This window comes from Shinella sedimenti (assembly GCF_022601905.1).
Lineage (GTDB): Bacteria > Pseudomonadota > Alphaproteobacteria > Rhizobiales > Rhizobiaceae > Shinella > Shinella sedimenti.
On record NZ_JAKVIN010000001.1, the window covers coordinates 653,631 to 678,122 of the forward strand.

Sequence of the window (24,492 nt, forward strand, 5' to 3'; positions counted from 1 at the left end):
GGGCGCGTGGAAATGAGATGTTAAGCGAATAAGCATATCAATCGGTGGAATTTGGGGGCAATGCGCCCGGCGGGATGTCGCGTCATGCACGAACGGGACAGGCCGGAGCGATAGAAACAGGACATATCCATGCGGACTGAGAACGGCCAGATCATTCATCTGGCGGACTATCGCCAGACTGACTTCGTTCTCGAGCGCGTCGACCTGACTTTCGAACTGGACCCCACGGAAACCAAGGTCGAGGCACGCCTGATTTTCCACCGCCGCGAGGGCGCCGATGTGGCCGCCCCGTTGGTTCTCGACGGCGACGAGCTCGTCATGACCGGCCTGCTCTTCGACCAAATGGAGATCGACGCGGCACGCTATGACGCCACGCCGGACAGCCTGACCATCCGCGACCTGCCGGCAAGCGAGCCCTTCGAAATCACCATCACCACGATGATCAACCCGGAGGCCAACACCCAGTTGATGGGCCTCTATCGCTCGAACGGCGTCTATTGCACGCAGTGCGAGGCCGAGGGTTTTCGCCGCATCACCTATTTCCCCGACCGGCCGGATGTTCTTGCGGTCTACACGGTCAATATCATCGCCGACAAGGCGAGTTGCCCGCTGCTGCTCTCCAACGGCAACTTCCTCGGCGGCGCCGGCTATGGCGAGGGCAAGCATTTCGCCGCCTGGTTCGATCCGCACCCGAAGCCGTCCTATCTCTTCGCGCTCGTTGCCGGCGACCTCGGCGTCGTGGAGGACACGTTCACCACGATGTCCGGGCGCGAGGTCACGCTGAAGATCTATGTCGAGCACGGCAAGGAAGCGCGTGCGGCCTATGCGATGGACGCGTTGAAACGCTCCATGAAATGGGATGAAGAGGTGTTCGGCCGCGAATACGACCTCGACATCTTCATGATCGTCGCCGTCTCCGACTTCAACATGGGTGCCATGGAGAACAAGGGGCTCAACGTTTTCAACGACAAATATGTGCTGGCCGACCCGGAAACGGCGACCGACCAGGACTATGCGAATATCGAGGCGATCATCGCCCACGAATATTTCCACAACTGGACCGGTAATCGCGTCACCTGCCGTGACTGGTTCCAGCTGTGCCTGAAGGAAGGCCTCACGGTCTACCGCGACCATGAATTCTCCGCCGACCAGCGCTCGCGCCCGGTCAAGCGCATCGCGGAAGTGCGCCATCTGAAATCGGAGCAGTTCCCGGAGGATGCCGGCCCCCTCGCCCATCCGGTACGGCCGACGAAATACCGCGAAATCAACAACTTCTACACGACGACTGTCTATGAGAAGGGCTCCGAGGTGACGCGCATGATCGCGACCATCGTCGGACCTGACGGTTTCAAGAAGGGCATGGATCTCTATTTCGAGCGCCATGACGGCGATGCCGCCACCATCGAGGACTTCGTAAAGTGCTTCGAGGATGCCAATGGCGTCGATCTCACACAGTTTTCGCTCTGGTATCATCAGGCCGGCACGCCGCTCGTCAGCGTTTCGTGCGCCTACGATCAGGCGAAGGGCGATTTCACGCTTTCGCTTGAGCAGATGATACCGCCGACGCCCGGCCAGAGCGTCAAGGAACCGATGCACATTCCGCTGCGCTTCGGCCTGCTGCTGGGGGACGGTTCGGAGGCAAAAGCCGCAGCTGTGAGCGGTGCCGACATCACGGGTGATGTATTGCATCTGAAGGAGCGCCGCCAGACGGTGACGTTCTCCGGCATTCCGTCACGCCCGGTCCTGGTGCTCAACCGCAGCTTCTCCGCGCCCGTCAACCTGCATTTCGAGCAGGCTCCGGCCGATCTCGCCCATATCGCGCGCCATGACAGCGATCTCTTCTCGCGCTGGCAGGCGCTGAACGACCTGGCCCTGCCAAGCCTCGTCGAGGCGGCCCGCAGGGCACGCGCCGGAGAGACGGTCGAGACGAGTGCCGTGCTCGCCGACACGCTGATCGCCATCGCCGGCGACGAAAATCTGGAGCCCGCCTTCCGCGCGCAGGCGTTGGCGCTGCCGTCGGAATCCGATATCGCCCGGGAACTGGGCAGCAACAACGACCCCGATGCCATCCGAACTGGCCGCGAAGCCGTACTGGCTTTCGTCGCCAACCGTGGTGCGGCGGTCTTTGCGACGTTGTTCGAACGTCACCGCACACAGGGCACCTTCACGCCGGATGCGGCAAGTGCAGGCCACCGGGCATTGCGCAATGCCGCCCTCTCCTATCTCGCCGTCAGCGACGGCACACCGGCGCGCGCGGCCGAGGCCTTTGCAAGCGCCGACAACATGACCGACCGCAGCACAGCCCTGACGGTGCTGGCACACCGCTTCCCGGCAGCGCCGGAAACGGCGGAGGCGCTTGAATCCTTCCGCGCCCGCTTTGCCGACAATGCGCTCGTCATCGACAAATGGTTCGCCATCCAGTCGACCATTCCGGGCGATGGAGCACTTGCGCGCGTTCAGGCGCTGATGACGAGCCCGCATTTCGCCAAGTCGAACCCGAACCGCGTTCGCGCCCTCGTCGGCACCTTCGCCTTCTCGAACCCGACCGGCTTCAACCGGGCGGATGGCGCGGGCTACCGTTTCCTCGCCGAGCAGATCCTCGAGATCGACCCGAAGAACCCGCAGCTGGCCGCGCGCATCCTCACCTCCATGCGCTCCTGGCGCGCGCTGGAGGAGGTCCGTTCCGATCACGCCCGCAACGCGTTGCGCACCATCGCTGCGGGCGAGAAGCTCTCCTCCGACGTCTCCGACATCGTGGAGCGCATGCTGAAGGGTTGAAACCTTTGCTTATTTATCCGGCGGGCAAACGCGGATGCGGTGCCCGTCGGGATCGAGAGCCACGAAGGTGCGTCCGAAGACAGCTGTAAACGGCGGCTGCTCGATGGCAACGCCCGCCGCCTTCCACGTGTCATGCAATGCGTCGATCTTGTCGTCGCCGTCGATGGCGATGGCGATTTCCGAGCGATGCCCCGTGCCCGCGGAGACGAATTCCGGCGAACTGGTCGACCAGAGACCGAGGCTGAGCCCGCTTTCGAACGCGAAGCCGACATATCCGGGCGACTGGAAGGCCGGCGCCTGTTCCAGAATTTTTTCATAGAAGCCGCCGCTACGGGCAGGATCTTCGACATAGAGGATCAGGAGGTTGGGAGAGGGCATGGGAAGCGTCCTTTCGCTGTGTTGACGAAGGGATACTAGGCGACACCACTGCCAGAAAATGGCAGTATCGTTCCATGGCCCGTTCGGAAAGACTGCTCGCCCTCCTCCAGCTTCTCAGGCGCCATCGGCATCCGGTGAGCGGCGCGACGCTCGCCCATGAACTCGGCGTCAGCATCCGCACGCTCTACCGTGACATCGCCACGCTGCAGACACAGGGCGCCGACATCGAGGGCGAGCCGGGCGTAGGCTATGTGCTGCGCCCCGGCTTCATGCTGCCGCCCCTGATGTTTTCGCAAAGCGAGCTGGAAGCGCTGATGCTCGGTTTTCGCTGGGTGCAGAAGTTCGCAGACATGCCCGTGACCAAGGCGGCATCGGATGCGCTCGCCAAGATTTCGGCCGTACTGCCGGCGGAACTGCGCGATGAACTGGAAAACACGGCGCTGCTGGTCGGGCCGCGCCGGGTCGTCGATGCGGAAGTGGTGGATCTCGTGCTGCTGCGCAGCGCCATCCGCCGCGAGCGAAAGCTGCGTCTTGCCTATGCGGACGGTGCCGGCACCTTTACGGAACGCGTCGTCTGGCCGGTTGCGCTCGGCTATTTTGAAGAAACGCGCATGCTCGTCGCGTGGTGCGAGACGCGGGACGATTTCCGGCATTTCCGCACAGACCGGATGCGCGAAATCGCGCTCATGGAAACACGCTATCCGCGCCGGCGCGCCCTGTTGCTGAAGGAGTGGCACGAGCAGGACAGCAGGCCACGGCGGCCCGAAGACGGCCAGAGCTGCGCTTAAGTGCCGGTTTGGTCTACCAAATCGCACCCGTCAAAAATGGTTAAAAAAGTTTTACCTTTTTCTATGGACAAGCCGAATCACAATTGATTCATTAGGGCAGATTCGGGCGAGCGGCGCGCCGAATCACGAGAGGGTTACAAGGTTTGAAGACTATGGCGGACGCGCAACGAGGACGCGCAGCCGGCGGGTGGACTCGTCTCAAGTTTCCGGGAATGGCGGCCTGGAAATCCGAGGCGACAGGGCCAGCGAAAATTTTCGCGGGGCCGACCGCACGGCATCTGTCACGGGCGGAGCCCGTGCTGAAGCGGTCGATACCGATCCTGATCATTGCATTCCTGCTTGTCGTGGCGATATCGCGGGTCGTCGGCATTCTGGTCGAACACGACCGGATGGACACGAGTGTGCGTGACACGACCTCGCTGACGGCGCTGGCTGTCGGCGCGGCCTTCTCCGGCACGATGGCGCAAAGCCTCGCCGAAGCCGACCGCATGGCGGTGGAGGCTACGCTGTCCGTCAACCTGCCGCAGGATCGCATGCAGCCGGGCGGCATTGTGCTTTTCGTTGCAGAAAACGGCCGCGTCTTCGGCAGCTCGCTGGCCGCCTCTCGCTATGTCGGCCAGTCGCTCGCGCGCTTCTCGCCAGAACTTGCCGCCATCCAGTATTTCGGTGATCCGGCGACGGTCTTCCGCACCCGTATCGGCGGCGACGACTATTACGCCTCGCTCGTCGAGATGCCGCGCAAGGGCGGCTTCATCGTGGTCGCCAATCCGCTGGGCCAGACAGCGCTCTTCTGGCGCGACGAGATCGCGCTGAACGTGACACTCTTCACCGGGATTTCGGCGATCCTGCTCGTCATTCTCTATGCCTACTACATCCAGGCTAAGCGCGCCCGCGACGCCGATGCCATCTTCGCGGAGTCCAATCTGCGCGTGGAAACGGCGCTGGCACGCGGCCGCTGCGGCCTGTGGGACTTCGACCTGGCGAACCGCCGGCTGTTCTGGTCGAGTTCGATGTACGAGATGCTCGGCATGCCGGCCCGCGACAGCGTGCTGTCCTTCGGTGACGCCGCGCGGCTGATGCATCCAGATGACGACGGCATCTACCAGGTGGCGCGTGCGGTTGCCCGCGGTGAGGCCAAGCAGGTGGACCAGGTCTTCCGCATGCGCCATGCCGACGGACACTATGTCTGGATGCGGGCGCGCGCCCAGCTCATACGCATGTCCTCCGGCCGGATGCACATGATCGGCATCGCCATGGACGTGACGGAACAGCACCGCCTCGCCCAGCGCTATCAGGAAGCCGACGAGCGGCTTGCCGACGCCATCGAATGCACGTCGGAAGCCTTCGTGCTATGGGACAAGAACGACCGGCTCGTGATGTGCAACGCGCATTACCAGCAGGCCTATGGCCTGCCGGACGAGGTGCTGGTGCCCGGCACCGACCGCGCCGTGGTGAATGCCGCTGCTGCCCGGCCTGTCATCGAGCGACGCATTGCTGATGCTGACGGCACTGGCGTTTCCCAGACCACCGAAGTGCAGCTCGCCGACGAACGCTGGCTGCAGATCAACGAGCGTCGCACGCGCGACGGCGGACGTGTCTCCGTCGGCACCGACATCACGATGATGAAGCGCCACCAGGTGCGCCTGCGCGAATCCGAACGCCGCCTGATGGCGACCATCGGCGACCTTTCGGCCTCGCGTGCCAAGCTGGAGCGGCAGAAGACCGAGCTTTCGCTCGCCAATGCCAACTACCAGGCAGAGAAGGAGCGAGCCGAGGCGGCGAACCGCGCCAAGTCGGAATTCCTCGCCAACATGTCGCATGAGCTGCGCACGCCGCTCAACGCCATCCTCGGCTTCTCCGAGATCCTGCAGAACCAGATGTTCGGCCCGATCGGCTCGGACAAGTACCGCGAATATTCCCGTGACATCCACGAGAGCGGAAAGCACCTGCTCAACGTCATCAGCGACATTCTCGACATGTCGAAGATCGAGGCGGGGCACATGCGCATCAGCTGCGAGGCGGTCGACCTCGCGCCACTGATCGAGGAAACCTTGCGCCTCACCATGTTGCAGGCCGAGAAGAAGAACATCACGGTCGAGCAAGCCTGCCCTTGCAACCTCGTCACCGTGGCAGACCGCCGCGCGATGAAGCAGATCCTGCTGAACCTGCTGTCGAACGCAATGAAGTTCACCAACGAGGGCGGCAAGGTGGAAGTTCGGGCGCGGCGCGTGGATGGCGCCGTTACGCTGACGATCGCCGACACCGGCATTGGTATTCCGAAATCCGCCCTCCAGAAGATCGGCCAGCCCTTTGAGCAGGTGCAGAGCCAGTATGCCAAGAGCAAGGGGGGATCGGGGCTCGGTCTCGCCATCTCGCGTTCGCTCGCCCACCTGCATGGCGGCGCCATGCGCATCCGTTCCGACGAAGGCAAGGGCACGATCATCTCCGTGCGCATTCCCGACCGCGAACGGCTCGCCGCGCTGCATCTGGCGGCGGCCTAGGGCGCGACGGTCAGCCCTTGACCGTCGCATGGAAGATCTTGCGCACCGCCTTGGAGACACGCCGGATTTCCGCCTCCAGCGTGCGCAGGTCCGGGCACTCGCCGGCGCGGCAGACGAGATCGATCAGCCCGGCGGGCGCCTCCTTCGGATCAAAGCCGCCATCCACGCACAGACGCACGATCTGCGAGATTTCCGTATAGAGCGACAGCGCGCCCTGCACGGTCTCGAGATCGTTCGGATCCATCATGGCTTGGCCGAGCTCGGCAAGCGCCTCTGCGGTGGGGAGCGCCCCTTCCGGTTGGGCCGCGCCGCGCGCCGGTGCGACCAGCGCAAGGAACTGGGCGATGAACTCGATATCGATCAGGCCACCGGCGATCAGCTTAAGGTCCCAGATGTCCTTCGGCGGCTTTTCCTGATCGATGAGCGCGCGCATCTCGGCAACGTCCTTTGCCGTCTTGGCGATATCGCGCTTGCGGCCCAGCACGCCGCGGAAGATTTCTCCCGCCTCTGCCACCAGGCTTTCATCGCCGCAGAGAAGGCGCGCGCGGGTCAGCGCCATGTGCTCCCAGGTCCATGCCTCCTCCGCCTGGTACTTGGCAAAGGAGGTTATGCGCGTGGCGACCGGGCCCTTGTTGCCGGAAGGCCGCAGGCGCATGTCCACTTCGTAGAGCACGCCCTCCGCGGTGGGCGCAGAGAGGGCGGCGATCAGGCGCTGGGTGATGCGGGTGAAGTATCGGATATTGTCGAGGGGCTTTGCACCATCCGACTCGAAGGCGTCGCTGTCGTGATCGTAGAGGAGGATGAGGTCGATATCGGAACCCGCCGTCAGTTCGAAGCTGCCGAGCTTGCCCATGCCGACCAGCGCTACACGCCCGCCGGGGAACTTGCCGTGCGCCGCCTCGACCTCGTCGAGCACCGCCTTCAGCGCCGCCGCGACGATGAGGTCTGCGACATGGGTGAACGCGCGCGCGGCCTGCTTTCCGGTAATCGCGCCCGTCAACAGGCGAATGCCGATCAGAAAGCGCTGCTCGGCAGCGATGATGCGCAGGCGGTCGAGAATTTCCTCGTAGTGGCGCGCGCCCGAGACGAAACCCTCTATGCGATCGGCAAGATAGGCGCGCGTCGGCAGCTCCGCCAGAAGGCTGGGATCCAGCATGCCGTCGAAGACATGCGGCTTTGCCGCGATCACCTCGGCAAGGCGCGGCGCGGACGACATGATGTTGACGATAAGGGAGAGCAGCGCGGGATTGTTACCGAGCAACGAGAACAGCTGAATGCCGGCAGGCAGGCCGGAAATGAAGCTGTCGAAGCGCAGCAGCGCTTCGTCGGCCCGCTTGCTCTGGCCGAAGACGCGCAGCAGTTCCGGCGTCAGTTCCGTCAGCCGCTCGCGCGCCTCGACGGACTGCGTGGCGCGGTAGCGGCCGTAATGCCAAGTGCGGATGGTGCGGGAAATGTCGGCGGGACGCTCGAAGCCGAGCTTCTTCAACGTCTCCAAGGTATCGGGATCGTCCTTCTGACCGGTGAAGACGAGATTGCCGGCCTCCGACGACAGCTTTGCCTCCTGCTCGAACAGGGCGGCGTAGCGGCGCTCTACGGTCTTGAGCACGGACACGAGCTTTTCGGAGAAGCCCGCCGTATCCGCAAAGCCGAGCATGAAGGCGATGCGTTTCAGTTCCGATTCGGTCTCGGGCAGGACGTGGGTCTGCTCGTCGCGGACCATCTGCAGGCGGTGTTCGACGTCGCGCAGGAACCAGTAGGCCTCCGTCAACTCGTCGGCCGTCGCCGTGTCGATCCAGTTGGCATTGGCGAGTTCTGCGAGCATCGGTTCAGTCGCGCGCAGGCGCAGTGCGGGCACGCGCCCGCCCGCGATAAGCTGCTGGGTCTGTACGAAGAATTCGATCTCGCGGATACCGCCGCGGCCAAGCTTGACGTTATGCCCCTTCACTGCGATCTCGCCATACCCCTTGTGGACATGGATCTGCCGCTTGATCGAGTGGATATCGGAGATTGCCGCATAGTCGAGATATTTGCGGAAGACGAAGGGAATGAGGCCCTTGAGGAAGTTGCGGCCTGCTTCGATATCGCCAGCAACGGGCTTGGCCTTGATGAAGGCGGCGCGCTCCCAGTTCTGGCCTCGGCTCTCGTAATAGAGCATCGCGGAATCGAAGGAGATGGCGAGCGGCGTGGCCCCCGGATCGGGCCGCAGGCGCAGGTCGGTGCGGAAGACGTAACCGTCGGCGGTGCGCTCCTGCATGATACGGATGAGGCGGCGCACGAGGCGGGAAAACGTCTCCACCGCCTCCGTTGGATCCGTCGCGATATTCGCCATCGGGTCGAAGAAAACGACGAGGTCGATATCGGAGGAGTAGTTCAGTTCCGCGGCACCGAGCTTGCCCATGCCAAGCACGATGAGGCCGGATTTCTCGCCGGGATGGGCAGGGTCCGGCAACTTTACCTTGCCGCTTTCATGGGTGGACAGGAGCAGATGATCGATGGCAGCAGATGTCGTGGCTTCGGCAAGCTCGGTCAGAAGCGCCGTCGTCCGGCGGGCATCGAAGATGCGCGCAAGATCGGCAAGCGCGGTAAGGAAGGCAACCTCGCGCTTGGCAACGCGAAGCCGCGTCATCAGCACCGCCTCCGTCACCTCTCCTTCGCCCGGCTGCCAGGCGGCACGGGCGCGGGCAATGGCCGCCTCGATGACGGGCAGAACGGGCTCTTCCACCGCCCGGACCAGCAAGGCGGGATCGATGCGGGCCGTATCACGCAGATAGGGAGACAGAGAAAAAGCCGCGACGATGAAATCCTTGAGCGGCCCATCCGTGGAGAGAAGGCCGGCAATCGCGGGGTGGTCGCGGCCCCAGTCCTTCAGATCGGACAGGACCGACTTGGCGTCCGTCTGGCTCAGGGGCCGGATCGGAGATGCCGTAAGATCGGATAGCCGCGTTGCCGTCGTCACGCTCATGATGTCTCCTCGCTTTTGAGGAGGAGATGTATCAGTCCGGCAGGACGGGGAAAACCATCCTGACCGTCAGGCCACGGTTGTTTTCCCGATCGGGATGGGTGGCGTCGAGTTCCAGACGACCCTGGTGCATTTCCATGACTGCCGCGACCAACGAAAGGCCAAGCCCCGTTCCCGGCTTGGAGCGGCTGGCATCGAGCCGCACGAAGCGTTCGATCACGTCGCCATATTTTTCTTCCGGCACGCCCGGGCCGCTGTCCGCCACGGCAAGCACGATCTCGTTGTCCCGCCGTGCAAGCGAGATGCGAATATCCGGCTCGCCGTCGCTGCCCTCGGCATATTTGATCGCGTTGTCGATGAGGTTTCCGAGCGCCTGACCGACGAGCTCACGATTGCCCTTGACCTCGATACCTTCGACAATGTCGGTAGTAAATTTCAGACCGCAATCCTCGGCAACGGGCTCGTAGAGCTCGGCGCTGTCATGTGTAATGCCGCTGATATCCACCGCGCTCATTTCCGCCGGCGCCTGCCCGGCTTCGACGCGGGAGATCATCAGGAGCGCATTGAAGGTGCGGATAAGCTGGTCGGATTCGACGATCATCTCTTCCAGAGCGCTGCGGTGATCAGCCCCGTCTCCAACTGCCAGCGCAGCCTCAGCCTTGTTGCGCAGCCGTGTCAGCGGCGTCTTGAGGTCGTGGGCGATGTTGTCGGAAACCTGCTTCAGCCCCTCGCCGAGTTTCTCGATACGGCCGAGCATGGTGTTGAGCGATTCGGAAAGGCGGTCGAATTCGTCCCCGGATCCGCTGGTCGGCAAACGCTGTGAAAGGTCGCCGGCCATGATCCGCTGGCTGGCGTCCGACATGCGATCCATGCGCTTCAGCGCATTGCGCCCGATGAGATACCAGATGGCAAGCGCGCCGACGCCCATGACGCCAAGCGCCACCATCAGGGCCTGCCGCACCAGCTTGCGAAAGTTTTCCGGTTCGCCGAGGTCGCGACCAACCAGGATGCGAAGCCCGTTCGACAAGACATTGACCTGCGCATAGGCCATGGGGCGGTTTGTGCCGCGCGCCTCTTCCTGGTAGCGCTGATAACGGAAGGGTATTGTCGTCCATCCTTCCGTGTCCAGCACGCCCGGCTGGATGGAGGCCACGTTGCCGGCCAGCACCTCGCCCGTGGGGCTCGCGATGATGTAGAGATTGGCACCCGGCTGGCGCGCGCGCCGCTCGAGCGTGCGCAGTAGGCCGTTCATGCCGTTGTTGTCGAAGATGCGCTCGATCTGCTCGGCCTCCTGGGCCACGGCCTCGCGCATCTGCTGTTGCAGCAGGCCTTCGGACATGGAGGAAACGTAGAAGACGAGAACGGCCGCGCAGGCGGCAAACAGCAGGAGATAGACCGCCGAAAGGCGCACGGCGGTCGTGCGATAGAGTGCGGTCAGCCGGCCAAGCAGTCGTTGCATCGGTTCAGACCGCCGCCTCTTCCTTCATCATGTATCCCGCGCCGCGCACGGTGCGCAGCAGCGGCTGATCAAAATCCTTCTCGATCTTCGAACGCAGCCGCGAAACATGCACATCGATGACGTTCGTCTGGGGATCGAAATGATAGTCCCAGACGTTCTCGAGCAGCATGGTGCGCGTCACGACCTGCCCGGCATTTTTCATGAGATATTCGAGCAGACGAAACTCGCGCGGCTGGAGCAGGATTTCCTTGCCGGCGCGCTTGACGGTGTGGGACAGACGGTCGAGTTCGAGATCGCCCACCCGGTAGACCATATCCTGTTCCGGCGTGCCCTTGCGGCGGCCGAGGACCTCCACACGGGCGAGCAGCTCGCTGAACGCATAAGGCTTCGGCAGATAGTCGTCGCCGCCGGCGCGCAGGCCCGTCACGCGGTCATCGACCTGCCCGAGGGCGGACAGAATGAGCACGGGCGTGTGGATGTTGCGCTGGCGCAGCTCTGAGATCAGCGAAAGGCCATCACGCCGCGGCAGCATGCGATCGATGACCAGCACGTCGTAGCTGTTTTCCGTGGCTAGGAAGAGGCCGCTCTCACCGTCGCTGGCATGATCGAGAACGATGCCTGCCTCGCGAAAGGCCTTCGCGAGATAGGCGGCTGCTTCCAGATCGTCTTCCACAATCAATAACTTCATGGCGGAACCTTACAGCATGTTCGGCGGGATTTACCAGCAGCACGCACCGGATACGGCAGCGCCGCGAAATCGTTCGATCCCGCGGCGCCGTCAATGCGAAGATTTACGGAGCCGGTCAGCCCTGGTCGATGGGCAGAGCCAGGAAGCGGCTGCCATCCTTGGTCTCGACCTGGAACAGCGCCTTGGAGCGGCCATCCTTGCGGGCGGCTTCGATCACCTTCATCACCTCGTCCGCAGACTTGACGGTCTGGTTGTTGACGGAGGTGATGCGGTCGCCTTCCTTGAGGCCGCGATCGCTGGCATCCGAGTCCGGATCGACAGAGGAGACGGTCAAGCCGTCGTCGCCGGCCGTGACCGAGATACCGAGATCGGCAAGCGCCTGCTCGCTGGATTCGTCGGCGGGGGCAGCGTCATCCGTGGTCGTCGCCGCCTGTATGGCTTCGCCGGCCAGCGTGCCGATCTCGACCTTGATGGTCTGCGACTTGCCATCGCGCCATACGGCGACATCGACCGTCTTGCCGGGCGCGATATCGGCCACACGGCGGGCGAGGTCACGCGGATCCTTGACCGGCTCACCTTCGAGCGCGGTGATCACGTCACCCTTCTTGATGCCGGCCTTGGCACCGGGCGAGTCGGCCTGCGGCTCGACGACGAGGGCACCGGCGGCATCCGCCAGGCCGAGCGAGTCGGCGATATCACGGCTGACCGGCTGGATCTGGACGCCGAGCCAGCCACGGTCGACCTTGCCATCCTTCATCAGGTTGGCAACGACGCCCTTGGCGACCGATGCGGGGATGGCGAAGGCGATGCCGACATTGCCGCCCGACGGTGAGAAGATGGCGGTGTTGATACCGACGACCTGACCGTTGAGGTTGAAGGTCGGGCCACCGGAATTGCCGCGGTTCACGGCGGCATCCACCTGCAGGTAGTCGTCATAGGGGCCGGAGCCGATGTCACGGCCGCGGGCGGAGATGATGCCCGCCGTCACCGTGCCGCCGAGGCCGAACGGGTTACCGACCGCCACGACCCAGTCGCCGACGCGGATCTGGCTGTCATCGGCAAAGCTGACATAGGTGAACTTGCGCTTGTCCTTCTCGTCGACCTTCAGCACGGCGAGGTCGGTGCGGCTGTCCTTGCCGACAAGCGTGGCCTTAAGCTCGGTGCCGTCATTCATGACGACCGTGAAGGCCGAGCCATCGCTGACGACGTGGTTGTTGGTGACAATGTAGCCGTCTTCGGAGATGAAGAAGCCGGAGCCCTGTGCAGTCGGGCGAAGATGCGGCTTGCGGCCGGGACCACGGCGGTCACCGAAGCGTCGATCCGGGCCACGGTCGCCGCGGAACTGGTCCTGGCCGCCGAATTCACGGAAGAAGCGCTTCAGCGGGTGATCATCGGGAAGCTCGTCAAAGCCGCGGCCGCCGAAATTGAACGAGAAATTGCTTTCATCGTTGGACGGCTTGGCATCGGATTCGACACGGACGGAAACCACGGCCGGGGAAACGGCCTGAACCACGTCGGCGAAGCTCGCAACCTGCGGCGCCTGGACGGAAACGGCTTCTGCATAGCTTTCAGTAACGCGCGCTGGGATGCCGGTCGCGAGCATGACCGCTGCAAGCCCTGCGACGGTGGTCGTCTGCAACGCAGCCTTGAGGCTCGGACGGAACGCGGAAATCTTGGCCATTCTGTGCACCTTCTCTCTTCTTTCAGGGCTGCGCCAGGCAGCCGATGAAGAAGAGATAGGCGGTCGCACATTACGGCACACTATCCGCCGCATGAATTTTTCGTAATGTTGGAATTTTCCTGTCAGTCGCGTCGCAGGGCACGATCCAGCTCGGCCTTTTCGGCGTCGGACAGCGGCGTTCCCGTGGGCTTGCCGCCGCGTTTGCGCACGAAAAGCACCATGGCTGCGGCGCCCGCCAGAAACAGCACGATCGGCGCGCCCCATAGAAGGAGCGTCTCGCCTCGCAGTCGCGGATTGAGCAGTACGAATTCGCCGTAGCGGGAGACGACATAATCGATGACAGCCTCGTCGCTGTCACCGTCCGTCAGCCGTTCTCGCACCAGAAGGCGCAGGTCGCGGGCCAGTTCGGCATTCGAATCGTCAATCGACTGGTTCTGGCAGACCATGCAGCGAAGCTGGGCGGACAGCGCCCGGGCGCGGGCTTCCAGCGCCGGATCGGAAAGCACCTCGTCGGGATTGACCGCAAAGGCGGGAAACGCGGCGAGCAGGAGCGCTACGGCCATGAGCAGGCGGCGGATCATTCGGCCGCCTCCAGAGCCGCCTTAACCTTGCGGGCCTTTTGCGGCGCACCGACGCGAAGACGCCGGTCGAACAATGATACCGCGCCACCCGCCATCATGATGAGCGTGCCGATCCAGATGCATAGGATCATCGGCTTCCACCATACCCGCACGACGATGCCGCCATCCGCCATGGCATCTCCAAGCGAAACATAGAGCTGGCTGAACCAGAATGTGCGGATACCCGCCTCTGTCGTCGGCATGCGCCGCGCCGTGTAGAACCGCTTCGACGACCAGATGTCGGTCACGACCGCACCTGCGCGTGCGACGGTGAAGTGCCCGGATTCTTCGGAATAGTTCGGCCCCTGCCCGCGGCGCATGCCGTCGAAGGTCAGCGTGAAGCCGCCCGCCTCAACCTGCATGCCCGGCTTCATTTCCACCACATGCTCGGTCTCGAAGGCCGTGACGGCGACGATGCCGATGACCGTGACGCCGATGCCGATATGCGCAAGCGCGGTGCCGAAAGCCGAGCCCGGCAGGCCGACGAACCGTCGAAACGCGACGTTGCCGGCTACCTTGCCGATACCGGCGCGCAGCCACAGGTCCGTGACCGCACCCGCGATCATGTAGAAACCGATGGCAATGCCGAAATAGGCAAGCACCGGCCCGCCGCTATAGGAATACATCACCGCAGCGGCCACCACGAGACCGGTCGCGGCAGCCGCGAACAGCCGCTGCCCCGCTGCTAGGATATCGCCACGCTTCCAGGCCAGCAGCGGTCCGAACGGCACCGCCAGCAGGAGCGGCAGCATCAGAAGGCCGAAGGTCAGGTTGAAGAACGGCGGCCCAACGGAAATTTTCTCGCCGGTCAAGGCCTCCAGCACGAGCGGATAGAGCGTGCCTGTCAGGACTGTCGCGGCGGCCGTGGTGAGGATGAGGTTGTTGAGAACGAGCGCGCCTTCGCGCGAGATCGGCGCAAACAGGCCACCGGCCTTCAGCGTCGCCGCCCGGAAGGCAAAAAGCGACAGCGCGCCGCCGATAAAGAAGATGAGGATCGCGAGGATAAAGACGCCGCGCGTCGGGTCTGTCGCGAATGCATGCACCGAGGTCAGCACGCCTGAGCGCACCAGGAAGGTGCCGAGCAGCGACATGGAGAAGGTCAGGATGGCGAGCAGCACGGTCCAGATCTTCAGCGCCTCGCGCTTTTCCATGACGAGCGCAGAATGCAGGAGCGCGGTGCCGGCAAGCCAGGGAATGAACGAAGCGTTTTCCACCGGATCCCAGAACCACCAGCCGCCCCAGCCCAGCTCGTAATAGGCCCAGTACGAGCCCATGGCGATGCCTGCGGTGAGAAACGACCAGGCGGTGAGCGCCCAGGGTCGCACCCAGCGCGCCCAAGCCGCATCGATACGGCCGTCGATCAGCGCGGCGATGGCGAAGGAGAAACAGACGGAGAAGCCGACATAGCCGAGATAGAGCAGCGGCGGGTGGATTGCGAGGCCGATATCCTGCAGGACCGGGTTGAGGTCCTGCCCCTCGGCGGGCGCCGGCGACAGGCGGATGAACGGGTTCGACGTCAGGAGGATGAAGAGCGCGAAGGCCGTGGAGATCAGTCCCTGCACGGCCAGCACATTGGCCCGCAGACGCTCGGGCAGGTTGGCGCCGAAGCTTGCGACCAGCGCACTGAAGAAGACGAGGATGAGGAGCCAGAGCAGCATGGAGCCCTCATGGTTTCCCCACACGCCGGAGATCTTGTAGATCATCGGCTTCAGTGAATGCGAGTTTTCCCAGACATTCGCGACGGAAAAATCCGAAACGACATAGGCGAAGGTCAGCACCGAGAAGGAAAACAGCACGAGCAGGAAACCGGCAAAGGCCGCGGCCGGCGCCACGGCCATCAGCGCCCGGTCGTTGCGGATCGTGCCGATGAGCGGCAATACCGACTGTATGATGACGGTCGCCAGCGCCAGAATGAGGGCATAGTGGCCAAGCTCGATGATCATTTGATCGTTTCCTTGCCGGAGAGTTCTACGCCCTGCGCCTTGAGCCTGTCCGCCACATCCTTCGGCATATAGGTCTCGTCATGCTTGGCAAGCACCGTATCGGCGATGAAGAGCCCGTCGGCGCCGAAGGTGCCTTCTGCTACCACGCCCTGCCCTTCGCGGAAGAGGTCGGGCAGAATGCCGGTATAGGTCACTGGCACCGTTGAAAGCGTATCCGTCACCGTGAAGGTAACAGTCGATCCTTCGCCGCGCTTGACCGTGCCGTCCTCGACGAGGCCGCCGAGGCGAATGCGCGTGCCGGGCGGCACGCTCGCCTTGGCCAGATCGCCTGGCACATAGAAATAGGCGATGGACTGGCTGAAGGCGAACATCACCAGCAGCACCGCCGCCACCAGAAAAGCGACGCCGCCGCCGATAACCGCCAGACGCTTCTGCTTGCGTGTCATTGTCCGCCTCCCCCGGTCGAGATCGACAGATCCCGGGCGAGCGCCACGAGCTGTTTGCCGTTTTCGCTGTCCGCCGGGAACGTCTTGAGCGCCGTCTGTAGCGCGGCCTCAGCCTTCGGCCTTTGATCCAGCACAACATAGGAACGGATGATGCGCATCCATCCTTCGAAATTATCAGGGTCTTCGGCCAGCTTGGCGGCAAGACTGTCGACCATGCCGGCGATCATCTGCTGGCGGTCACCAGCCGACATTTCTTCGGCTGCTGCCACATCGCCCGCCGTGGGATTGCCGAGCGCACCGCCCGGGCCGGTTTCCGTTCCATCAGCGAGCGCCGCTATATGTCGGTTGACCAGCGGCAGCCAGGGAGCATCCGCCGGTGCATCCTTCGCCATGGCCTCAAAGGCGGCGCGCGCCTCATCGCGTCGCCCGTCCTGTTCCAGCGCCAGCGCCAGATAATATTTCGCACGCGGATTGTCGGCCTGCAGCGCCAGCGACTGCTCGAGCCGCGCGCGCGCATCCGCCGTCACGATGCCGTTCGCCTGGGCGATCAGCGTTTCGGCATAGCCATCAAGCCGCTCCTGGGTAGGGCCGAGCAGCCGGATTGCCTGCGAGAAGGCATTGGCCGCGTCTTCCATGCGTCCGTTGCGATAATAAATCGGCGCCAGGAGATCCCAGCCAGCACCATCGTCTGGATTGCGCGCCAGATGGCCTTCCGCCCGAGCAATCAGGATATTGACGTCGTTTCCGGGATTGGCGAGACGCTCCGCCAGCGGCTGCGCCGGCAGGTCCGGGCGGCCGTTCGCGATGTAAAGACAGAGACCGGTGATCGGAAGGATCGCGATGACGAAGGCCTGCGCCAGCCGGTTGCTCCGTGTCGCGGGGGCAGCCTTTTCCTTGGCCTCGGCCTTGCTTGCCGCAATCAACCGGCGCGCAACTTCGGCGCGGGCGAGCTCCGCCTCGTTCGGCGCGATGAGCCCGGTGGCCTCGTCGCGCTTCAACTCCTCGAGCTGGTCGCGATAGACCTCGACATCATGGCTGGCATCGCCCGCGGCGGCCGGTGGCCGGCGCAGCAGGGGCAGAAGGAGGACGGCGGCGACCGCTGCCGTCAGAATGGCGACGAGAATCCAGAAAAGCATGCTCGTTCCATTACTGGAACATGCGGGCGTTTCCAATTCCCCAGGGAACGATGACGCGAATTTGAGGCGTTTCGCCGCAACGGGCCGTCAGGCTCAGGACAACGGCGCCCAGGCACCGTCTGCATTGCGGCAGGCGGCGCCGCGCGTCGCGGTCTCGCGGCCGTCGACTGTCAGCGTGTGGCTGTACTGCCGGCAGTTTTGTGAACCGACCTGATAGGGTGCGGCCGCGACCACAGAGCCGCCGACGCCCTTGCCCTGCCATACGACGGGCTGGCCGCCGGGTGCGGCTTCAAGTGCACGATATTCAGCCTCGAGCGCCCGCTGCATGTCGGCTTTGGAAAGCTGCGCTGATGTGTTGCGGCTGACAAGGCCGCCCTGCAGCGCCGTGATATAGGCGGCAGGGCCCGAAAGGCCGCCCGATGCCGAGCCGCCGAGGGCGGTTTTTCCACCTGATGTGGTCGTACATCCCGAAACCGTCACTGTCGCCAGAAGGAGGGGGAAAAAGGCGCCGCGCAAACCCGTCTTCATCCGCTGGAACCGTCTCTCACGCAAGGGCGGCAAGCCGCCGTCATTTTTCAATCCCGCGATCCTCATATCGCGGACCATCCCTTGTTGCATTGTCCGCCGTGTCAAGCAACATCCTTTGTAACGGCAGGCAGAACGAGACGTGCGAGAAGCCCGCCGCCCGGCCCGCGGGACAGCCCGAAAACGCCCTGATATTCCGACGCGATTTCGCTGACGATGGAAAGGCCGAGGCCCGTGCCGGGCTTGCTCTCGTCAAGCCGCTTCCCGCGCTTCATCGCCTCGCGGATCTCGTCTGGCTCCAGTCCGGGCCCGTCATCCTCGACTTCGACGATGACCCAGCTCTTGCGCGCATCGTCGGTCCCGCGTAGGTCGGCGGGCGCCATGAAGACGCGCAGGCTGACGGTGTTTCTGGCATAGCGCGCCGCGTTTTCCAGAAGGTTGCCGACGGTTTCCTCGATATCCTGCTGCTCCATCGCCAGCATCATACCGGGCGGATCGACATGGAGGGGAAACTGCTTGTCGGCGTTTAGCCGTCGCATCACGCGCACCAGGCGCTCCAGCACCGGAAGCGCCTCAGTGCGGGCAAGCACCGATTCGCGCTGGGCTGCGATGCGGGCGCGGTTGAGATAGGACTGCACCTGGCTCTGCATCGCCTCGGCCTGCGTCTTCACCAGCTCGCCCTGCGGCGCAGAGATCAACCGCGATTCGTTGAGAAGCACGGCGATGGGCGTCTTCAGCGAATGGGCGAGATTTCCCACCTGCATGCGCGCCCGCTCCACGATACGCCGGTTGCTGTCGATCAGCGCGTTCACTTCGCTGGCAAGCGGCAGGATTTCGCGCGGAAATTCCCCGTCGAGCTGCTCGCTCTCCCCGGCCCGGATCTTTTCCAGCGCCTTTCGGGCGCGGTCGAGCGGTCGCAGACCGATCAGGATCGCCGCCGCGTTGAGCAACAGGCTTCCCACACCGAAACCGGCAAGCGCCAGATAGAGGCTGCCGGAGAAGTCACTGATATCGCTTTCCAGCACGTCGCGGTTGCCGACGACCCGAAAGCGCGCCGTTCGCCCCTCGTCGTCGAGCACCACTTCCGTCTCGCCCACCTCGACCTCGTTCCCGAAGGAATCGATGGTCGTGTAGAAGCGCTCGTAGCGGGTATCGAAGGGAATGCTGTCGGTGTCCGGGATGGGAATGCTGCCCGTGCCGAGCGAGGATGAGGTCAGCGCCTCGCCCTCCAGCGTGCCGCCGATCGGCTCGACGATCCAGTACCAGCCCGATTGCGGCTGGAAGAAGCGCAGATCGCCCAGCTGCGGCGTGCCGGCCAGACGCGTGTTCTCGCTTGTCGAGATCGAGTTGATGACGTTGTAGAGCTGCGCGCGGAGCAGGTCGCGGAAACTCTTCTCCGCGCTCTGCCGGTAGAGCGTCGAGATGACGACTGCGATGACGACGAGCGCCACCGCGGCCCAGAGGGAGGCGAGAAAGAGGACGCGAACGGTTAGCGAACGGGAGCGCCTGGCGTTATTTGCCATTGGCGGGGGCTTGCATCCGGTAGCCGAGGCCGCGCACGGTCTCGATCAGATCGACGCCGATCTTCTTGCGCAGCCGGCCGACAAAAACCTCGATCGTGTTGGAATCGCGATCGAAATCCTGATCGTACATATGCTCGACCAGTTCGGTGCGCGAGACGACCTCGCCCATGTGATGCATGAGATAGGAGAGAAGCCGGTATTCGTGCGAGGTCAGCTTGAGGGTCTCGCCGTTGACCGTCGCCTTCGATCCCTTGGTATCCAGGCGCACCGGGCCGCAGACGATATCGGGGCTGGCATGACCCGCCGCCCGGCGGATGAGCGCGCGGATGCGGGCCAGAACCTCCTCGACATGGAAGGGCTTGGCGACATAGTCGTCGGCGCCGGCATCGATGCCGGCGACCTTGTCGCTCCAGCGGTCGCGCGCCGTCAAAAGCAGCACGGGCATGGCCTTGCCGTCGGCGCGCCATTTTTCCAGCACGGTGATGCCGTCCATTTCCGGCAGGCCGATATCGAGGATGATGGCGTCGTAGGGCTCGGTATCGCCGAGATAATGGCCTTCCTCGCCATCGAAGGCCTGGTCCACCACGTAGCCGGCCTCCTTCAATGCCTCGCTGAGCTGTCGGCTCAGGTTGACGTCGTCCTCGACCACCAGGATTCGCATGCGCCCTCTTTCTATCAGCAATCCCCTCGCCGGGCCGGCTGGCCCGACGGTCTTACATCGGTACGCGTACCGTCACCTTGCGCGGCCGGGCATTGTCCTTGCCCGGAACCAGCACGGTCACCACGCAGCTGTCGCCGCTCGGCTCCGCCGAAAGCAGTTCACCGCCCGTCTGCGACACCACCTGCGCAGCCGCATTACTGCAGTCGCCCGAAACCGAGACGACATCCCGCTGGACGCCCGCATCGAACGGGACCGGGTGCATCAGGCTGGCCGCAAGTGCGGTTATGAGAATTGGCGAAGCCATCGACATACTTTCAGGTGCTCATCAGTGTGACGCAAGCAATAAACGATCCTCGCTGAATGGCAAATGAATGCCGGGCAGACTTTCTGCAAAGCGTCATCCGACGCGCCGGCGTGCCGAAAGGCGGCCGATCAGCGCCACGAGCCCGCCTACGACGCCGACTGCGGCGACGATCAGGTCGGCAAGTTCACCCTCGTCGCCAGCCGTCACCTCGATCCCCAGAGCGTGAGCGAAGGAGGCGAGAATCGCGATCAGCGCGCCCCAGACGGTACGGGACTGATACCAGGCTTTCACGTCGTTCATGGTCTTCTCCTAGAGGTTCAGGGTTGCCTGCGCGGCGATGCCAAGCGGAATGGCCCGCCCGAGCTGGTGCACGCGAATGGTGATCGACGCCTGCGTGGCACCGAAATCGGCAAGTTCGCTAGCAGATGGATAGAGGCAGGCCGGCGCCGTCACCTCAAAGCTCCGCACTACCGTGGAACCGGAGAGGATATCGAGGCGATAGGCCTCGTTCGGTTCGTCGAGCGGGATCTCTGTCGCAAGCCAGGTGTCCGAATCGATCCGCCCGCGCCTCGTCCATGTAAAGCGCGCTGCTCCGTCCGATCCCCGCTCGCCGCGTAGATGCACCGGGGCAAGCGGCGTCAGCGCCCGTTCGCCACCGGCAAAAGCATAGGGACCGGCCTGCCCCTGCGGCGCACCTACCGCATCGACGATCCAGTTGGCGAGCCGCCCCACCTCCTCGACATCGAGCCCGAGCGGCCGTACCGTTTCATCCAGCACCACCGCCTGCGCATCGGATGAATGCCCCGAGACCATTGCGTCTTCCGTGCCATGCAGGGCGCGCAGCAGGCCTGATAGCCGCCAGCGGGCCGGGGCGATTTCGCTCGCCTGTTGGAAGCCGATCACCTCCCATGCCCCGTTGTCGCCCCGCACGGCGATCCGGTTCGCGCCGTTGAGCACGCTCACCGTATCGGCCGAGGCAAGCTCGCCGCCGGGCAGATCGAGGACAATAACATTGGCGAGGTCGAACAGTCCCACCGGCCCGGGCGCAAGCGGTTCGACGAGCCGGCCGATGCGCGCCGGCCGGTCCAGCCGCGCCCGCGGCCTGAACCCTTCCAATCCTTCGGAACTCGAGAGAACCATGGCGCGCCACGGCTTGGCATAGGCGGCGGCGCGCGCGAAATCCTGCGCGCTGCCGGAGCCGAGAACGGGCAGGTCGAGCAGAACGATTTCGGGCGCGAAGGCATCCGATGGGCCCGGACCGTTCACGGGCTCCCCGCCCCCCTCGCCCAGCGTCGGCGCGCCGTTGTCGCCGGCCGCAATCGCCCGCGCCTCCACCTCGCGCACCAACCCGTCGGTGATGTCGGTGATCAGGAAGCGCCCCGCCGGGCCGGCCGCCAGCCGCACTACGTCGCCAGGCGTGATGTTAAGCGCCGTCGGTGGCAGACGAAATGTCAAGCGCCGCTGTGCGGCCCGGTGATCGCGCAAGGCCGTCTCCACCGCCGAGGCAGCCGCCCCCGCATGAAGCACGGCCGGAAGGCCGAGCCGCAGCACCCGGTCCGTGCCGCCGGCCATGCGGCGCGAGCGCGTCGTGGCATGCGCATAGGCGCCGGCATCGTCGAAATGATCGAGGATCGCCTCGCCGGCGAATTCGCTGATATGCGCGCGGCTTTCCTCGAACAGCGCCTCGTCCGGCCGCTCGGCGAGCACATCGAGATCCTCGGGCGGCAGCGCGGATTTCAGCCGCGAGCGGAAGGTCAGCCGCCCGTTCGCCTCCAGCGCGTCGATCTGGAATGCCGCCATGATCGGCTCGATCATCGCCCGCGCCGAGGCCTGTTCGCCTTGCACGAAGCCCGGCAGGTCACCGGAAACGCCGGACACGTCGAAATCCGAGAAGCCGTGATCGCGCAGGATGGCGGCGATGACATCGGCGACGGTGCCGGCACCCAGCCGCCCGCTCAGCCAGTGACCGCGCTGCCAGTTGCTACCGTCGGACCAAAGCCCGGTTTTCTGCGGGAAGGCCGGATACGGCCGCGCGTCCCAGGTCCACAGGAAGATGCGGCCGGGATCCACCATGCCCGGCTCCGGTCCTGCACCCTGCCACCAGCCGTGATGCGCATCGAGGAAACGGCGCTGGATCGAATCGGCGCGTGCGCCGCCCGAATGATAGGGCAGCGCGTTTTCCGCGCTTTTCGGATCGACGAATACGTTCGGCTGGTTTGCGCCCTTGTCCACGGCCGGGCAACCCAGCTCCGTGAACCAGACAGGCTTGGAGCGCGGCACCCAGGCGGTCGGGCTCGCAAGCTCGGTGCCACCGGGGCCGCGCTCATAGTGGCGGTTCGCCCACCAGCTTTCGATATCCTTGTAGCGGAACACCCATGGCTTGCCGGCCATGCCGTCGGTGATCGGCGTGCGGCTGCGCGCCCGGCGGTCCGCGGCGCTGGGCCACGTCTTCCGCATGGCGGAAGTCGTCTGGATTGCCGGCGACGGTGTCGCCGTCCTGCCAGTCGGCAAGGGGCATATAGTTGTCGATGCCGACGGCGTCGATGGCAGGCGAGGCCCAGAGCGGATCGAGGTGATACCGCACCTCGCCGCTTCCATCGGCCGGCTGGAAACCGAAATACTCGCTCCAGTCGGCCGCATAGGTGATCTTCGTGCTGGTACGCAGCACCGCGCGCACATCGGCCGCCAGATCGCACAAGCCGTCGACAAAGGGAAAGCGCCCGGTCGCATCGCGCAGCCAGGTCAGGCCGCGCATTTCCGAACCGATAAGAAAGCCATGCACGCCGCCCGCCACTTCCGCCAGATGCGCGTAGTGCAGGATGAGCCTGCGGAAACCGCTGTCGCCTGACGGCCCCGTAACCGTCTCGCCCGATATGGAGAAATGGCCGGCCTGGGCGTTGCCGAGGAATGCCTGCACCTGGCTACGCGCGGCATTGGTCTTGTCCGCACCGGGCGGATAACAGGTGATGCGGCCGCGCCACGGATAGGGCGCCTGTCGGGCCGCGCCATAGGGGTCCGGCAGGGTATTGTCGGCGGGAACGTCCATCAGGAGGAAGGGATAGAGATAGACCTCCAGTCCCCGCGCCTTCAGATTGCGGATCGCTGCAATCACCCCGGCATCGGACGGCGTGCCCCCATAGGCGGGCGAGCCGCCGTTGCGGCTCACCACATGTGCGTTGCCGCGCGCAATGCCTGAAACGCGCCACGGCCGTGTCTCCTGCCCACGCGCGGAAACCTCGACGCCCGGCACGATCCGGCACTGGCCTGCCCGCAGGTCCGTGCCGAACCAGCCCACCACCAGCCCGACACGCTTGAGGTTGGGGCAAAGGGCCTGCAATTCATCGATGGAGGCCTGCCAGTCGGTGGAGGCGGTCAGCGTGTTGCGGTTGACATGGCGTGCCGAGCCGTTGCCAAAATTCTCCGTCACCAGGCCGGGATCGTAACCGTGCTCGCTCGAGCCGGGAATGATCGTCACCGCGCGGATATCCGTTTCCAGCGCGCCGACCGGCCGCAGCACCTCGAATTGCAGCACCGGCAGGCGGTTGCCGTAGCTGTCGAGCGGCAGCCGTTCGAAAACCGCATAGGCGAGCCCGCGATAGGCCGGCGTGTTGCCTGCACCCTGCTTGGCTTCGATCAGCGGATCGGGCTGCTGCGTGCGCGTGCCCTTGTGGATGCGCATCTCGACGGAGCGCAGGTCCAGTTCGCGGCCGTCGGCCCACACGCGGCGCACCGCCGCAATCGGCCCTTCGCAGATGCCCACGGCGAGGTTCGCATAGTAGCGATAGGTTTCGACGCGCGGCCCGCGGCCCTTGCCGCCCTGCCGCTCGACCGTAACCTCCTCCTCGAAGCGCGTCGCCCAGATCAGCGTGCCGCCCACCCGCATGGTGCCGTAGACGCGGCCGATCGCCGTTCCCTCATCGGCACCCGGCAGGCGCGCGTCGCCCAGCCGCGGGCCGGTGATCGTCTTCGAACCGTTGATGAGGGAGCGGTCGACGATGGAGCCTGCAAGCGCGCCCACAGCGCGCCCGACGATGGCGCCGACAGGCCCGAACACGCCGCCGAAGGCGGCACCCGCCGCCTGGAAGAGAATGGTCGCCATGGA

At 64.6% G+C, this 24,492-nt stretch carries 17 protein-coding genes and 1 pseudogene; 3 read left to right on the forward strand and 15 right to left on the reverse strand.

Annotation, left to right across the window (positions count from 1 at the left end):
* The first annotated feature begins 129 nt into the window (after positions 1–129).
* The gene (pepN, locus tag MKI86_RS03295) at positions 130–2,778 is read left to right on the forward strand and encodes an aminopeptidase N (RefSeq protein ID WP_241597152.1); all 2,649 of its coding nucleotides are present in this window, start codon (positions 130–132) and stop codon (positions 2,776–2,778) included.
* Between the two features lie 9 nt (positions 2,779–2,787).
* On the opposite strand, the gene MKI86_RS03300 is transcribed toward pepN, so the two are convergent.
* Positions 2,788–3,156 (reverse strand): VOC family protein, encoded by a 369-nt coding sequence (locus tag MKI86_RS03300; protein ID WP_241597155.1) that lies wholly within the window; start codon positions 3,154–3,156, stop codon positions 2,788–2,790.
* Between the two features lie 74 nt (positions 3,157–3,230).
* Between MKI86_RS03300 and MKI86_RS03305 the strand changes: the two genes are divergently transcribed.
* Complete coding sequence (locus tag MKI86_RS03305; protein ID WP_241597158.1) at positions 3,231–3,944, forward strand: helix-turn-helix transcriptional regulator; 714 nt, start codon at positions 3,231–3,233, stop codon at positions 3,942–3,944.
* A 143-nt stretch (positions 3,945–4,087) separates the two neighbouring features.
* Positions 4,088–6,445 carry a PAS domain-containing sensor histidine kinase gene (locus tag MKI86_RS03310; protein ID WP_241597167.1) on the forward strand — a complete coding sequence of 786 codons (2,358 nt, stop codon included), beginning with the start codon at positions 4,088–4,090 and terminating at the stop codon, positions 6,443–6,445.
* Positions 6,446–6,455: 10 nt separating this feature from the next.
* Here the strand turns inward: MKI86_RS03310 and MKI86_RS03315 are convergent, their stop codons facing one another.
* From MKI86_RS03315 to MKI86_RS23950, 14 genes and pseudogenes are all read right to left on the reverse strand, one after another.
* A complete protein-coding gene (locus MKI86_RS03315; protein ID WP_241597170.1) occupies positions 6,456–9,407 on the reverse strand; it encodes a bifunctional [glutamine synthetase] adenylyltransferase/[glutamine synthetase]-adenylyl-L-tyrosine phosphorylase in 2,952 nt (983 codons plus the stop codon).
* A 31-nt stretch (positions 9,408–9,438) separates the two neighbouring features.
* Positions 9,439–10,863, reverse strand: coding sequence for an ATP-binding protein (locus tag MKI86_RS03320; RefSeq protein WP_241597173.1), 1,425 nt, complete (start codon positions 10,861–10,863; stop codon positions 9,439–9,441).
* A gap of 4 nt (positions 10,864–10,867) precedes the next feature.
* Positions 10,868–11,551: a response regulator transcription factor gene (locus MKI86_RS03325; RefSeq protein WP_134647530.1), complete on the reverse strand. Its 684-nt coding sequence runs from the start codon at positions 11,549–11,551 to the stop codon at positions 10,868–10,870.
* 115 nt (positions 11,552–11,666) lie between these two features.
* Positions 11,667–13,232, reverse strand: coding sequence for a Do family serine endopeptidase (locus MKI86_RS03330; RefSeq protein ID WP_241597176.1), 1,566 nt, complete (start codon positions 13,230–13,232; stop codon positions 11,667–11,669).
* 122 nt (positions 13,233–13,354) lie between these two features.
* Positions 13,355–13,813, reverse strand: coding sequence for a cytochrome c-type biogenesis protein (locus MKI86_RS03335; protein WP_241597178.1), 459 nt, complete (start codon positions 13,811–13,813; stop codon positions 13,355–13,357).
* Positions 13,810–15,795, reverse strand: coding sequence for a heme lyase CcmF/NrfE family subunit (locus MKI86_RS03340; protein ID WP_241597180.1), 1,986 nt, complete (start codon positions 15,793–15,795; stop codon positions 13,810–13,812). Before MKI86_RS03340 ends, MKI86_RS03335 begins: the two co-directional genes overlap by 4 nt.
* A complete protein-coding gene (ccmE, locus tag MKI86_RS03345) occupies positions 15,792–16,241 on the reverse strand; it encodes a cytochrome c maturation protein CcmE (RefSeq protein WP_241597183.1) in 450 nt (149 codons plus the stop codon). The genes MKI86_RS03340 and ccmE overlap by 4 nt, the downstream gene beginning before the upstream one ends.
* A complete protein-coding gene (ccmI, locus tag MKI86_RS03350; RefSeq protein ID WP_241597185.1) occupies positions 16,238–17,377 on the reverse strand; it encodes a c-type cytochrome biogenesis protein CcmI in 1,140 nt (379 codons plus the stop codon). The genes ccmE and ccmI overlap by 4 nt, the downstream gene beginning before the upstream one ends.
* A 93-nt stretch (positions 17,378–17,470) precedes the next feature.
* Complete coding sequence (locus MKI86_RS03355) at positions 17,471–17,905, reverse strand: RT0821/Lpp0805 family surface protein (protein ID WP_241597188.1); 435 nt, start codon at positions 17,903–17,905, stop codon at positions 17,471–17,473.
* A 101-nt stretch (positions 17,906–18,006) separates the two neighbouring features.
* The gene (locus tag MKI86_RS03360) at positions 18,007–19,425 is read right to left on the reverse strand and encodes an ATP-binding protein (RefSeq protein WP_241597191.1); all 1,419 of its coding nucleotides are present in this window, start codon (positions 19,423–19,425) and stop codon (positions 18,007–18,009) included.
* Positions 19,415–20,086 (reverse strand): response regulator transcription factor, encoded by a 672-nt coding sequence (locus MKI86_RS03365; RefSeq protein ID WP_119258894.1) that lies wholly within the window; start codon positions 20,084–20,086, stop codon positions 19,415–19,417. The genes MKI86_RS03360 and MKI86_RS03365 overlap by 11 nt, the downstream gene beginning before the upstream one ends.
* A 52-nt stretch (positions 20,087–20,138) precedes the next feature.
* Positions 20,139–20,390 carry a hypothetical protein gene (locus MKI86_RS03370; RefSeq protein ID WP_241597194.1) on the reverse strand — a complete coding sequence of 84 codons (252 nt, stop codon included), beginning with the start codon at positions 20,388–20,390 and terminating at the stop codon, positions 20,139–20,141.
* Between the two features lie 93 nt (positions 20,391–20,483).
* A complete protein-coding gene (locus MKI86_RS03375; RefSeq protein ID WP_134647551.1) occupies positions 20,484–20,690 on the reverse strand; it encodes a hypothetical protein in 207 nt (68 codons plus the stop codon).
* A gap of 9 nt (positions 20,691–20,699) precedes the next feature.
* Positions 20,700–24,489 (reverse strand): annotated as a pseudogene (locus tag MKI86_RS23950) (baseplate multidomain protein megatron).
* Between the last annotated feature and the right edge of the window lie 3 nt (positions 24,490–24,492).

Bases quoted from the DNA above. Each gene is read 5' to 3' on its own strand.
- pepN (WP_241597152.1), top strand. From the start codon at position 130: ATGCGGACTGAGAACGGCCAGATCATTCATCTGGCGGACTATCGCCAG.
- MKI86_RS03300 (WP_241597155.1), bottom strand. From the start codon at position 3,156: ATGCCCTCTCCCAACCTCCTGATCCTCTATGTCGAAGATCCTGCCCGT.
- MKI86_RS03305 (WP_241597158.1), top strand. From the start codon at position 3,231: ATGGCCCGTTCGGAAAGACTGCTCGCCCTCCTCCAGCTTCTCAGGCGC.
- MKI86_RS03315 (WP_241597170.1), bottom strand. From the start codon at position 9,407: ATGAGCGTGACGACGGCAACGCGGCTATCCGATCTTACGGCATCTCCG.
- MKI86_RS03320 (WP_241597173.1), bottom strand. From the start codon at position 10,863: ATGCAACGACTGCTTGGCCGGCTGACCGCACTCTATCGCACGACCGCC.
- MKI86_RS03325 (WP_134647530.1), bottom strand. From the start codon at position 11,551: ATGAAGTTATTGATTGTGGAAGACGATCTGGAAGCAGCCGCCTATCTC.
- MKI86_RS03330 (WP_241597176.1), bottom strand. From the start codon at position 13,232: ATGGCCAAGATTTCCGCGTTCCGTCCGAGCCTCAAGGCTGCGTTGCAG.
- MKI86_RS03335 (WP_241597178.1), bottom strand. From the start codon at position 13,813: ATGATCCGCCGCCTGCTCATGGCCGTAGCGCTCCTGCTCGCCGCGTTT.
- MKI86_RS03340 (WP_241597180.1), bottom strand. From the start codon at position 15,795: ATGATCATCGAGCTTGGCCACTATGCCCTCATTCTGGCGCTGGCGACC.
- ccmE (WP_241597183.1), bottom strand. From the start codon at position 16,241: ATGACACGCAAGCAGAAGCGTCTGGCGGTTATCGGCGGCGGCGTCGCT.
- ccmI (WP_241597185.1), bottom strand. From the start codon at position 17,377: ATGCTTTTCTGGATTCTCGTCGCCATTCTGACGGCAGCGGTCGCCGCC.
- MKI86_RS03355 (WP_241597188.1), bottom strand. From the start codon at position 17,905: ATGAAGACGGGTTTGCGCGGCGCCTTTTTCCCCCTCCTTCTGGCGACA.
- MKI86_RS03360 (WP_241597191.1), bottom strand. From the start codon at position 19,425: ATGGCAAATAACGCCAGGCGCTCCCGTTCGCTAACCGTTCGCGTCCTC.
- MKI86_RS03365 (WP_119258894.1), bottom strand. From the start codon at position 20,086: ATGCGAATCCTGGTGGTCGAGGACGACGTCAACCTGAGCCGACAGCTC.
- MKI86_RS03370 (WP_241597194.1), bottom strand. From the start codon at position 20,390: ATGGCTTCGCCAATTCTCATAACCGCACTTGCGGCCAGCCTGATGCAC.
- MKI86_RS03375 (WP_134647551.1), bottom strand. From the start codon at position 20,690: ATGAACGACGTGAAAGCCTGGTATCAGTCCCGTACCGTCTGGGGCGCG.